An 11,758-nucleotide genomic window follows, 5' to 3' on the forward strand; every position below is an offset into this window, starting at 1 on the left:
GCGCAATGGTTCTCCTCTTTGGGAACGGAACAAGATACATACGCATAGGTATATCTGAGCAGGCCCAAAGAGTCGGTGACAAAATTAAGGCTGCAAGAGAAGCAATGAAAAAACAGGTTGACAAGTAGAAATCTCTAAGGGCTTTCAACTGTCAACAACGACACTGCCAGCACCTTCAGAATCTACAAAAGACAGAAAAGGACACAAAATGAAAGTTTTTATCCCATTTTGCTTGTTGGTATGAATAATTTTTGTACCTTTGCAAAAGTAATGACGGTTACAGTAACAACAAATACTATTTTAAGATATGAAGTTCTACGATAGGGAAAACGAACGGCATGTGCTTGACGAGGTTTTGCAGCAGAGCCGACACGAAGCACGAATGACGGTGCTGATGGGACGCAGACGTATTGGAAAGACAGAGCTCTCACAGCGATGCGGTGACGACACCGTACTTTATTTCTTTGTGGGAAAGAAGGCTGAAACGCTACTGTGCCAGGACTATGTACGTGAGATACGCGAGAAGCTGGATGCACCAATTCTTGGCACACCAAGTACTTTTTCTGAGATATTTCGCTTCGTACTCCAGTTGTCAGAGAGTCGTCCGTTCACACTCGTTATCGACGAATTCCAGAACTTCCTAAAGATAAACCCTGCCATCTTCAGCGACATTCAGCGTGACTGGGACTTACACAAACGCACCAGTCACCTAAACCTAATCATCAGCGGCTCGGTATTCACGCTGATGACGAAGATCTTCGAAGACAAGGAAGAACCATTGTTCGGACGTGCCGACGAGAAGATGACCCTTGAGCCGTTTACTACCGATGTGCTGAAGCAGATTCTGGCAGACTTCAATCCGAAATATACGCCGGAGGACTTGTTGGCTTTGTATAGCATTACAGGCGGTGTACCCTGGTATGTCACGCTGCTGCTTGACAAGGACAAGACCACCAAAAACAAAATGCTGGCAGCACTGACTGAGGAAAACTCACCCTTTATCAATGAGGGAAGAAATATCCTCATCGAGGAGTTCGGCACAGATTATGTCACTTATTTCTCTATTCTGACTTGTATAGCCAGCGGTATGAAAACCCGGGCGGAGATAGAGAACGAGCTTCAGAATAACAACATTGGTTCCTATTTGGTGAAGCTGGAGGAATATTATAAGGTAATCACCAAGTCGCTGCCCATCTTTGCCAAGGAGAACAGTAAGAAGGTACGATATGTGCTGAACGACTGCTTCCTGATATTCTGGTTCCGCTTCTTCTACAAGTATCAGGCATTGGTTGAGAACAAGGCTCTGAAGGCACTTGGCGATATTATCAAGCGCGACTACAGCGGAGTGTCAGGCCTGATGATGGAGCGTTACTTCACGAAGAAATTCCAGGAAGAAGGCCGCTATATCGTCGGAAAATGGTGGGACAGGAAAGGCGATAACGAAATCGACCTCATAGTCGTTGACATCATCGAGAAAGAGGCGTGGATCTATGAATTAAAAAAACAAGGCTACCGCTACAAAGAAGATGCCTTCCGCGAAAAGGTTGACAAGGTTTTGGAACAGACACCCGAACTTCGTAAGATGACGATTCATATCGGGTCATTGTCTCTTGAAGATATGTAAGGACAAAAGACATGAACTATCGAGTTTCATTGGAAGAAAACAAACAGTTAAACGAATTACATGGCCTACTATTCACGACATTCCATTTTTCTATACGATAACGACAAACAGAAACTTTTATACCTTCAATCCCTTATTGAAGAAGAGAAACTGTCTTTTGAGTTGAGAGAGGAAACCGTCTATCAGTACGATGGGGAACCTCTCAACATACTGTGTATAAGCGATGCCAATTATGACCCAGAAATTGGATGTTCATGGTATAGTTTTGATCATGACATGGAACGCATCTCTGAGAAATTCAATCAGAAATACCCTGATGACCTAATCGCTGTATATGTAAAAACCGAAGACGGCTACGAGATTCTATATGAATTTCACGATGGTGTGAGCAACTATACTGACATCATTCACTTTCAAACCGAGCTCAACAAAGTCTGCGAGGAGTTAAATCAGAAAAATGCAGAAGTGCCCGTCCCGCTTTTTGAAGTCATTGATATAGCACATCATCCAACAGTTCTTTTTCACTTTGGGGCTTATACTTTCATTGGATATAACGTTTTCGAACTTCATAGCGAGGACAATCGAACTTATGGAGCTGTTGCATCATTTGGCCATTCGAGTCGAAACTACAATCATCTTCCCTATAGAGCCAAAGCCCAACAGATACTCTATGACTATCTGTTGGAGATACGAAAGGCAGGAAAATTAAGACCGTGATAATTTTTATGCATTATTCGTGTAACAAATGAAATCAAAAGCTATTCAATTCCTTGAAGCCAATCAGTCAGGTGATCGCTCCACGCTTGTTGATGATGCCAAGTGGAGGCGTGATAATGCAGCGTGGCTTAAATTGTCCCATAGGATATCCTATGCCATTATGGATTATATGCAGGATAACCACAAAACACGTAACGACGTTGCAGAGGAACTTGGAGTTAGCCCTCAGTTTGTGAGTAAGATTCTTTCTGGCAGTCATTATATGGACTTAAAGGAGTTTGTGAAATGGGTCTTATGAATTTTCAAGACTGGGCTGTAGAGCGACAACGGCTTCTTAACCGGATCAAGGAGCTTGAGGCAGAGAATACTGAGTTAAAGAAACGGCTTGGTGAAGACATTATTCCTGTAGTGCAAGTGCCAACAGCTATGCAAACACTGTCACTTCAGGAGAAAGTGAATTTGTTTCGAAGCTTATTCAAAGGTCGTGAAGATGTTTTTGCCAGAAGATGGTACAGCAAGGCAACAGGTAAGGCTGGATATCAGCAGATATCCAAAGCCAGGCAATCCTTTCTATTATATGTTGCGCATACGTAAAGAAGATGGTACTGACGAATCAAAAGGTGTTTGATTTGAAGAACACACCTGCCATCGTTTGGGGGACACCCCAAATGCCCTTCTATTTCGTAAGGTTGAAAGATCTGAATGCGAAAGAGTAGTGTGCATTGAGCCCCGTATGACTAACTATAAATCCCCTAATATTGCATTGCATTTTTTTCAAGAATATAATACCCCGCCGTTGGCAAAGAGCAGACTGCCAAGGGCGGAGTATTGTATGATGGGAGGATGTTCAGCCGTTGGCTATAAGTCGATTGCCGGTCATGTCGTACCTGACAGGATAAGCAAATGATATGGCCCTGCCATCATATACGGCAGAAGTATCAATGCCGCGACGCTGGAACTCGTCAAGGAGTGCTTGGTCGTGATAGGCTCGCATAGAGGACCAGCCTCTGTTCTGCACCTGGGCGTTGAAAACGGTTATTAACTCGGGAATCTGCATGTCTACGAAACGCAGAGCAAACTTGATGTAATAAATGTGCTGTTGCATAACTTGGAATTTTTTGAAGTGAATAATATTGCTTCCGCATCGTACTGACCACCGTGGTTTCCAAAACTCGGTTGGCGAGTTAACCTCAAAAGGCTACTGCTCTTGATGCTTTCGGGTGCAAAATTACAAAGAATTCGTGAGATAGCAAATCGAAAGAAGGCAAATATTGGCTGAAAATACAAAAAAGATACGAAAATGTTTGGTGGTTTGTGAAAATATGTATAATTTTGCCGCCGTTTTTCAAATTTATGTAAATTAAAAGCAATGCTGCAACAAAGAATGAACATATCAACACTGTTACCACTCCAGGGCAAAGAATGCTTTGGAGGCTTCTGCTATGTTCATACGACAAACTCGATGAGTATTGCAGCACGTGACTGGTACACGAATACTTTCCAACGAACATCATCAGATAGAGAGTCTGACCGGACGGCATAGATGCAGCCGACCATCAGAGTATAGAAGAAAACGAGACCGTTGGAAAGAGCTTACCAAACTTTCCAACGGTTTTTCGTTATCTGTGTGTCCATTTCCCGTACTTCTCCGCGGCCTTAGCAGCTGGGCACAACCTAAACATCAAAAAAAGTATTAACCGCGCAGCGATGCGCACAAAAGAAGAAAAAGAAAATGTTAGAATTCAAGAAGTACAGCTCTATCGAAAACTCCTTTAGCCGTGAGTTCATGGAGCACGTGGTGGCAGAGATGCCACAGGATTTGGAATATGTGGTGCAGGAGAAGGTACATGGTGCCAATACCAGCTTCCTCTGCGATGGTGAGATCGTGAGGTTCGCCAAGCGTACGTCAATGCTGGAGGACGGAGAGCAGTTCTATGACTATCCTGAGTTGCTCGAAAGATACCGGGACAGAGTGCTGAAGCTATTCGGTGGCATCAAGGCTAAGTATCCAGAGGTAACTCACATCTCCGTGTTCGGCGAGATGTTTGGTGGTCTGTATCCTCATGATGGTGTCAAGGCAAGGCAGAAAGTCGGCCTAATCCAAAGAGGTGTCTGTTATACTCCTGACCATGAGTTTTATGGCTTCGACATCTACCTCTTCACTGAGGAGGGTGGAAGATTCCTCCCTGTTGATGAAGTCAACGAGCTCTTCGAGACCTATAGTTTCTTTTATGCCAAGACTCTCTTCAGAGGGACTTTGACTGAGTGCCTGAAGCAGCCCAACGCTTTCCAGAGCAAGATTGCTGAATGGTTAGGCCTGCCAGCTATCGAGGACAACATCTGCGAGGGTATCGTTATCCGTCCTGTCACTCCAATGTATCTGAGGAACGGCTCTCGAGTGCTTATCAAGAGTAAGAACGAGCGGTTCGCAGAGCGGAAAAGCGCAAAGCGCCGCACCAAACTCTTTGTCGAGCCTGTGCCTTATAGCGAGGAGTTGAAGGCACTGATTGTCGAGGGTGAAACCTACGTCACCGAGAACCGTCTGGCAAACGTTGTGAGCCATATCGGTGAAGTGCATTTCCCCAAGGACTTCGGCAAAGTGATGGGCTTGTTCTTCAAGGATGTGCTCGAAGACTTTCTCAAGGAGCATGGCAATTTGTATACTGCACTTGAAAAGAGCGAGCAGAAACTATTGAACAAGGAACTCAACAAATTCAGTACTGCCCTTGTGAAGCAGGTCTATATGAGCCAGGCTTATATCATGGAATAGTCATTCGTCTCTCCCAGCAAAAGGCTGGGGGAGACTTAATAAGAGTTTTATTCTCTTCTGCAATGTAACATTTCATATTTATCCCTACTTATAGGTAGAAATTTTAAATAGAATAGAACAATGAACAATATTTATTTTACGGCCGACTTGCATTTCGGCCATTCGAACATATTGAAGCATTCACCTAAGCGCCCGTTTTCGGATACGGTGGATATCGTGGCACACGACGAATGGTTGCTTGACCTTTGGAAGAGCACGGTTGACAAGCGTGATACGGTATATATTCTGGGCGATCTGACATTCCTGAAGAGTGAGAATGCCCGCCATCTGTTGGAGAAACTGCCTGGGCAGAAGTTCCTGATTGAGGGGAACCACGATGGCTCGATTCGGGCTTACAAGAACTATTTCAAGGAGGTCTATCAGATCAAGGAGATGCGTTTCAAACCATCTGTGGCACCGTTCTTGAAAGAGGATCTCTGTGTGGTGATGTGCCACTATCCTATGGTGACATGGAACCAAAAGCCACGAGGATCTATAATGCTTCATGGTCATAGTCATGGCAAACTCGACGACTATAATGCACTGTCGATGGACCTACGCTTTGATGTTGGTATAGACGGCTCTCTCGCCAATCTGCACTTCCTGACATTGGAGGATATCTATAACGTAGCCATAGAGAAGATTAAGCAGTACGATTGCAACACCTTCATGGAGTATGCACAGAACAACTATCGTAGTGAAGTGAGGTAAACAAATGGTAATGAATTAACAAAAAACAAACAATATGGGAACTTATAGCAGTATTTTTATCGAATTCAAGAAAAAGGATCAGTGGCATTTGCTTGAAGGAATTGTGCCCCTCGATTATAAAGAATGGAGATTTTTTGGCGAAGGCCCCTCTCCCGACGATAATCACCCCATAGAGATTGGCGGAGTGAAGATGGGTTGTATGTTTACTCTTGTACGCCAAGGATGCGTTAGAGACCTGTTGGTTGGTCACGATGCGCCATTCAATGACAGGGGCTTTCCAAACGACTTGAGCCCTGAGTTGAAAGAGATGTTTGACAAGGTTCAGGAAAGAATAGATTCGAAGAAGGATGTCGGCGTATTTGGCGGAGACTGGCGATGGGGCAAGTCGTGGTGCTACTTGACAGAACTGCAGTCATATTTGGATGAGCAGTTGGAGAAATGTAAGTCGGCTATACTGACGGAGCACTCCAAACAACTCTCTTATGGCATCTCAGAGAAACTCGATACGATTCTTGCGGCTGTCAATGGGAAAAAGATTGAAACTAAAAAGAAGCAGCAGGAAGACGAGGACGACTACATTGACCAGGGAGAAATGCTAGAGTATTACTTGGGGGAAGAACTGAACGAAATCATCTGGTTGAAGGAATTTGCTGCAGGCATCGCCCTCATCCATGAGTTTTTGACTGATGAATGGTGCTCAGAGGATTCTATCCGACTCGTATTTTATGCCAGTTAGGCCATACGAATAATTAACTGATTTGATATGAACAACATATATTTAAGAGCAATGAGAATACAATACATGAGTGATCTCCATATGGAGTTATATGACAATTCGCGGTATATAAAGGCGAATGAGTTTGAAGTTGTAGGCGATGTTCTGGTCCTCGCAGGTGACACGTTTTACCTGCGGGACATCATTGCCCCTCAGAAGCGATTTTGGAACTGGGCATCAAAGAACTTCCAGCAAGTGCTATTAGTACCTGGTAATCACGAGTTCTACAGCAATGGCGACGTAACAGCACGTGGCGACAGTTGGCAATGGATGATACGTGAGAATGTGGGCTATTATTATAATAAGGTGGTGCGCATAGACGATACGGACTTCATTCTGACTACGCTGTGGTCGAGAATACCAGAGCAGGATATGTTCCATGTTCAGCGTGGCATGAACGACTTCCGCCAGATAATGTATGATGGCAGACGCTTCACACCTGATGATTTCAATCTGGAGCATGAGAAATGCCTGACTTTCTTGAAACAAGCAGTAAAGGAAAGTACCGCCAAGCATATCGTTGTGGTTACACATCATCTTCCGACATTATCAGTGGTGGCAGCCCAGCACATGGGTTCCGTTCTAAACGGAGCCTTTGCTACAGAACTGGGAAACTATATTGCCGACAGTCGCATTGATGCCTGGATTTATGGGCACTCGCATACCAACATTGACACCATGATAGGCAATACAAAAATAATATGTAACCAGATGGGATATATATACTACAATGAACATCTGACAAACGGATTTGAACCAAACAAAACAATTGTAATAGAATGAACAATAACAAGAAGCAAAGCGAAAGGGAAATCTTGGAAGAAATTCTGCAGACCCTAACTGAACAGAAAAAGACTCTAGAAATGATAGTTCCAAATCCTTTGAGGATATACAACAATAAGGAAATCATGGAATTATTGGGAGTTAAGGATAAATATCTCAAGAAGTTGAGAGATAACGGCTACCTTGGCTTTTCAAGGGAGGGCGACAAGTATTGGTATACGCAGAAAGATGTAGATTGTTTTCTGCACAGTTTTCATTATGAACCATTTAATAGCGATAAAAATTGATTATGGACTTTTTAGATTATAAATACAAACATGCCAGTAAACAAAAACGCATTATTGCGTTACAAGATAATAGACAGAAGCCTGCGCAACAGGTACAGAAGATGGACGATAGAGGACCTGGTTGATGAAGTATCTGATGCGCTGTACGATATGGAAGGGATTCGCAAAGGGATCTCTCTTAGAACAGTTCAGAACGATATTCAGATTATGCGTTCTGACAAACTCGGATACAATGCGCCCATAGAGGTTTACGATCAGAAGTACTACAGGTACGCTGATCCTGACTACTCTATCACTGAACTGCCTCTGACAGCTGATGATTTCAAACTTATCACGAAGGCAGTAAAGATGTTAGGAAAGACAGAGGGGAAACCTGAACTTCAGCAGATGGGTAGAGTACTTGCGAGAGTTAAGAAAAGGCTAACAGCCATTCTGAACTATGGATAAAGGAAGGACTCCGGTTTCCTGTTTGGGGAAATCGGAGTCTTTAATGATTGAGTGAGGAATCGGATTCGAACCGATGAATGACGGTTTTGCAGACCGCCCCCTTAAACCACTCGGGCATCCTCACATTGTAGGGAGTTTGACAGGTTTCGAACCTGTGACCACCAGAGCCACAATCTGGTGCTCTACCTACTGAGCTACAAACTCCATTTATTTAGCAGAAGCAGAAGGGCTCGAACCTCCGACCTTCGGTTTTGGAGACCGACATTCTACCAACTGAACTATGCTCCCATCGTTGAGGTGGCGGGACTCGAACCCACGAAGCCGAATGGCGGCAGATTTACAGTCTGCTCTCGTTGCCGCTGGAGAACACCTCATTATATTCTTGTGGAACCTCGTGGAGTCGAACCACGTTCTCAGGATTTTCAGTCCTGCGCATACACCAAGTCTGCCAAAGTTCCATCAGAGGAGGCTAAGGGATTCGAACCCTTGGGACGTTTGACCGCCCTCTAGTTTTCAAGACTAGTGCAATAGACCAACTCTGCCAAACCTCCAATTTGTGCGGAAGCAGAAGGATTCGAACCTTCGGAGCCTTGCGGCTCGGCACGTTAGCAATGTGCTGGTATCAACCGCTCACCCATACTTCCGTTGGATTTCGGGTGCAAAGGTACAATAGCCCTATGCAGCCTTTCTGCGTAGCAAGAATTATTTTGCAAGAAATCATCAAAAAAGGTTGTTGACAGTTGAAATACCCTAATGATTTTCAACTTGTCAACGTTAGAACTTGACAACGGTTCGCAATTATTATTCTTTGCAGGATCTTGGATTGTTAATTCTGCAAAGGAGAAACACAAATTGGCTACAACAAAACAAAATTGGCTACAAATTGGCTACAATTTTGAAATGTATAAAAAAGAAAAATCCCGTAAGTCATTGACTTACAGGACTCTTTCTAAGGCGCTTCAGGATGGGCTTGAACCAACGACCCCCTGATTAACAGTCAGGTGCTCTAACCAACTGAGCTACTGAAGCAGTTTGCGCGTCATTTCTGATTTGCGGGTGCAAAAGTACGGAGATTTTTTGAAACCACCAAACTTTTTGGCGAAAAAATTAATAGAAACCTTAAATTTTTGCATTTTTCGACCAAAAAAGCACGTTTTTCAACAAGAATCATGTAAATTTGCACCATCAAACTATAATAATAAGGATTATGAAGAAACAGTTCATCATAGCTCTTTGCACAATAGCCATGACTGCCGGTACGGCAATGGCACAGAAACAGAGCGATCATAACTTTGAGGTGGCCAAGCAGCTGGACATACTGAACCACGTGTATAAGAACCTCGACTTGCTGTATGTGGACACGCTGAACCCTAAGACCACCGTGGGCACAGCCATCAACGCTATGCTGCGCAGTCTGGACCCCTATACCGAGTACTATGCTCAGGAGGACACCAAGAACCTGCGACAGATGCTGACAGGAAAGTATGCGGGCATTGGCGCCATCGTTCGCAAGCACCAGAAACTGAACCGCGTGGTGATCGATGAACCCTATGAGAACATGCCTGCCGCAGAGGCCGGACTAAAGAAGGGCGACGTAATACTGAGTATAGACAACGAGACGATGACCGACAAGGAGGTGGACTACGTGAGCAGTCATCTGCGCGGCGAGCCTGGCACCAGCTTCCTGCTGAAAGCCATGCGCCCATCTACCGGCAAGCTGATGAACTTTAAGATTACACGCCGCAACATCAAACTGCCTGAGCTGCCCTACTACGGTGTGAAAGACGGTGTGGGATATATCAACCTGAACCAGTTTACTGAGGGCTGCGCCAAGGACGTGCGCCGAGCATTTGTTGACCTGAAGAAACAGGGAGCCACATCGCTCATCTTCGACCTGCGCAGCAATGGTGGCGGATCAGAGCAAGAGGCTGTTGACATCCTGAACATCTGGTTGCCAAAAGGACTGAAGGTGGTAGAGAACCGCGGCAAGATAAGTCAGGCCAACAAGGCTTACGAGACACGTATGGAACCCGTTGACACGCTGATGCCACTGGTGGTGCTGGTGAACAGCGAAACGGCGTCGGCAAGCGAGATCACCAGCGGTGCCCTGCAGGATTTGGACCGCGCTATTATATTAGGTACGCGCACATACGGAAAGGGATTGGTGCAGATACCTATCGACCTACCCTACAACACCAACATGAAGGTGACAACCTCGAAATACTACATCCCCAGCGGTCGCTGCATCCAGGCTTACAACTACAAGCGCGGCATGGGCTATCAGGAGCATATCCCCGACTCGCTGACAAAGGTGTTCTACACCCGCAACGGGCGTGAGGTGCGCGATGGCGGTGGCATCATGCCCGACGTGGAGATAAAAGGCGACACCATTCCAAATATCGCTTTCTACCTCTCAGCCAGTGGCCAGGACTCTACCGAGGTGATGTTCGACTATGTGGTGGAATACGTGGCTAAGCACCCACAGATAGCACCCGCTGCCGAGTTCCACATCAGCGATGCCGACTGGCAGGAGTTTAAATCTCGCGTGATTAAGAGCGGATTCACCTACGACCCAGTGAGCAAGAAGCAGTTGGCCGAGTTGGTAAAGACAGCTAAGTTTGAGGGCTATTACGATGATGCCAAAGGCACCTTCGACGAGCTGGAGAAGCAGCTGAACCACAACGTGGCCACCGACCTGGACAAGCACGAGAAGGTGCTGCGCCAGGTGCTGGAGCAAGACATCATTGCCGCCTACCACTATCAGCGAGGCACCATCGAAGCCGGCATGAACTACGACAAACAGGTGAAAGAGGCCATCAGACTTTTGAAGTCGGTTGATGAATATAAGAAATTGCTGGAACCCAAGAAACCGAAGGAGACTGCCCAGGTGATAAAACTGCAACCAAAAACGCCTATCAGCATCACCAAAAACACCCCTAAACCCATGATTTTTAGTGAATTGGCATAAAAAAGCAGTAAAAAATTTGGAGGATTGCAGAATTATTCGTAAATTTGCACCCGTTCAGCGGAATGAGAGGCTCGAAAGAGTCTCTCATTTCACATTTTAATAACTGATAGATGATAAATAAAGAGATTATTACAACATTGACGGAAGAGTGGTTGCAGGGCAACGAGTACTTCCTGGTAGACGTAAACTTTGCGGCTGATGACCGCATCGTGATTGAAATCGACCACGCCGATGGCGTATGGATCGAAGATTGTGCTGAATTGAGCCGATTCCTCCAGGAGCGCCTGGGTGAGGAACTCGGAGAATACGAATTGGAAGTGGGCAGCGCCGGACTCGGACAGCCTTTCAAGGTGCCACAGCAATACCAGAATCACATTGGCGACACCCTCGAGGTGCTGCAGGCCGACGGCAAAAAGGTGCAGGGCGTGCTGAAATCTGTAGAAGGCACCAGCTTCACCATCACCACACAGGAAAAGCAAAAGCAGGAAGGCAAGAAGCGCCCCGTACTGGTTGATATCGACAAGACCTACCAGATGGACGAGGTGAAATACGCCAAGTACCTGCTGGCCTTTAAGTAGAATTTAAAAATTAAAAAATTCAAGAATTGAAAATTAAAAAATTCAAGAATTGAAGATTA

Annotated in this window: 12 protein-coding genes, 8 tRNA genes, 1 pseudogene and 1 riboswitch; of the genes and pseudogenes, 12 read left to right on the plus strand and 9 right to left on the minus strand. The window is 45.3% G+C overall.

The window, feature by feature from the left end; translation table 11 throughout:
- The first annotated feature begins 307 nt into the window (after positions 1-307).
- From T360_RS0106900 to T360_RS0106915, 4 genes and pseudogenes are all read left to right on the plus strand, one after another.
- Positions 308-1,624, plus strand: a complete 1,317-nt coding sequence (locus T360_RS0106900; protein WP_028912136.1) for an ATP-binding protein — start codon at positions 308-310, stop codon at positions 1,622-1,624.
- A gap of 60 nt (positions 1,625-1,684) precedes the next feature.
- Complete coding sequence (locus T360_RS0106905; protein ID WP_028912137.1) at positions 1,685-2,341, plus strand: hypothetical protein; 657 nt, start codon at positions 1,685-1,687, stop codon at positions 2,339-2,341.
- A 28-nt stretch (positions 2,342-2,369) separates the two neighbouring features.
- Positions 2,370-2,639, plus strand: coding sequence for a helix-turn-helix transcriptional regulator (locus T360_RS14820; RefSeq protein WP_051523451.1), 270 nt, complete (start codon positions 2,370-2,372; stop codon positions 2,637-2,639).
- A pseudogene (locus tag T360_RS0106915) lies at positions 2,636-2,890 on the plus strand (hypothetical protein); the annotation flags it as partial. The gene T360_RS14820 and the pseudogene T360_RS0106915, both read left to right, overlap by 4 nt.
- Before the next feature lie 298 nt (positions 2,891-3,188).
- Here T360_RS0106915 and T360_RS0106920 read toward each other — a convergent pair.
- Complete coding sequence (locus T360_RS0106920; RefSeq protein ID WP_028912139.1) at positions 3,189-3,446, minus strand: hypothetical protein; 258 nt, start codon at positions 3,444-3,446, stop codon at positions 3,189-3,191.
- A riboswitch (SAM-I-IV-variant riboswitch) is annotated at positions 3,446-3,560 on the minus strand. Its footprint overlaps the gene before it by 1 nt.
- A gap of 513 nt (positions 3,561-4,073) precedes the next feature.
- Here T360_RS0106920 and T360_RS14825 point away from each other — a divergent pair.
- From T360_RS14825 to T360_RS16510, 6 genes are all read left to right on the plus strand, one after another.
- The gene (locus T360_RS14825; RefSeq protein ID WP_036929064.1) at positions 4,074-5,111 is read left to right on the plus strand and encodes an RNA ligase, Rnl2 family; all 1,038 of its coding nucleotides are present in this window, start codon (positions 4,074-4,076) and stop codon (positions 5,109-5,111) included.
- Positions 5,112-5,231: 120 nt separating this feature from the next.
- On the plus strand, positions 5,232-5,861 hold the full coding sequence (locus T360_RS15735; protein WP_051523452.1) for a metallophosphoesterase: 630 nt from the start codon (positions 5,232-5,234) through the stop codon (positions 5,859-5,861).
- A gap of 34 nt (positions 5,862-5,895) precedes the next feature.
- Positions 5,896-6,597, plus strand: a complete 702-nt coding sequence (locus T360_RS0106935; RefSeq protein ID WP_028912140.1) for a hypothetical protein — start codon at positions 5,896-5,898, stop codon at positions 6,595-6,597.
- Positions 6,598-6,648: 51 nt separating this feature from the next.
- Positions 6,649-7,419 carry a metallophosphoesterase gene (locus T360_RS0106940; protein WP_028902989.1) on the plus strand — a complete coding sequence of 257 codons (771 nt, stop codon included), beginning with the start codon at positions 6,649-6,651 and terminating at the stop codon, positions 7,417-7,419.
- Positions 7,416-7,706 carry a helix-turn-helix domain-containing protein gene (locus T360_RS0106945; RefSeq protein WP_028912141.1) on the plus strand — a complete coding sequence of 97 codons (291 nt, stop codon included), beginning with the start codon at positions 7,416-7,418 and terminating at the stop codon, positions 7,704-7,706. Before T360_RS0106940 ends, T360_RS0106945 begins: the two co-directional genes overlap by 4 nt.
- A gap of 207 nt (positions 7,707-7,913) precedes the next feature.
- Positions 7,914-8,153 carry a hypothetical protein gene (locus T360_RS16510; protein WP_231488123.1) on the plus strand — a complete coding sequence of 80 codons (240 nt, stop codon included), beginning with the start codon at positions 7,914-7,916 and terminating at the stop codon, positions 8,151-8,153.
- 50 nt (positions 8,154-8,203) lie between these two features.
- Here T360_RS16510 and T360_RS0106955 read toward each other — a convergent pair.
- From T360_RS0106955 to T360_RS0106990, 8 genes are all read right to left on the minus strand, one after another.
- Positions 8,204-8,277 (minus strand) — tRNA-Cys (locus T360_RS0106955).
- Positions 8,278-8,284: 7 nt separating this feature from the next.
- Positions 8,285-8,357 (minus strand) — tRNA-His (locus T360_RS0106960).
- Positions 8,358-8,368: 11 nt separating this feature from the next.
- A tRNA-Trp gene (locus T360_RS0106965) sits at positions 8,369-8,441 on the minus strand.
- A gap of 4 nt (positions 8,442-8,445) precedes the next feature.
- Positions 8,446-8,527: transfer RNA gene (locus T360_RS0106970), tRNA-Tyr, on the minus strand.
- A gap of 11 nt (positions 8,528-8,538) precedes the next feature.
- Positions 8,539-8,611 (minus strand) — tRNA-Phe (locus tag T360_RS0106975).
- A 5-nt stretch (positions 8,612-8,616) separates the two neighbouring features.
- Positions 8,617-8,704: transfer RNA gene (locus T360_RS0106980), tRNA-Ser, on the minus strand.
- A gap of 8 nt (positions 8,705-8,712) precedes the next feature.
- Positions 8,713-8,797: transfer RNA gene (locus T360_RS0106985), tRNA-Ser, on the minus strand.
- A gap of 311 nt (positions 8,798-9,108) precedes the next feature.
- Positions 9,109-9,182: transfer RNA gene (locus tag T360_RS0106990), tRNA-Asn, on the minus strand.
- A gap of 178 nt (positions 9,183-9,360) precedes the next feature.
- Between T360_RS0106990 and T360_RS0106995 the strand changes: the two genes are divergently transcribed.
- Positions 9,361-11,121 carry a S41 family peptidase gene (locus tag T360_RS0106995; protein ID WP_036929067.1) on the plus strand — a complete coding sequence of 587 codons (1,761 nt, stop codon included), beginning with the start codon at positions 9,361-9,363 and terminating at the stop codon, positions 11,119-11,121.
- A 110-nt stretch (positions 11,122-11,231) separates the two neighbouring features.
- Positions 11,232-11,699, plus strand: a complete 468-nt coding sequence (gene rimP, locus T360_RS0107000) for a ribosome assembly cofactor RimP (RefSeq protein WP_028912144.1) — start codon at positions 11,232-11,234, stop codon at positions 11,697-11,699.
- The last annotated feature ends 59 nt before the right edge of the window (positions 11,700-11,758 follow it).

This window comes from Prevotella sp. MA2016, assembly GCF_000619825.1.
Lineage (GTDB): Bacteria > Bacteroidota > Bacteroidia > Bacteroidales > Bacteroidaceae > Prevotella.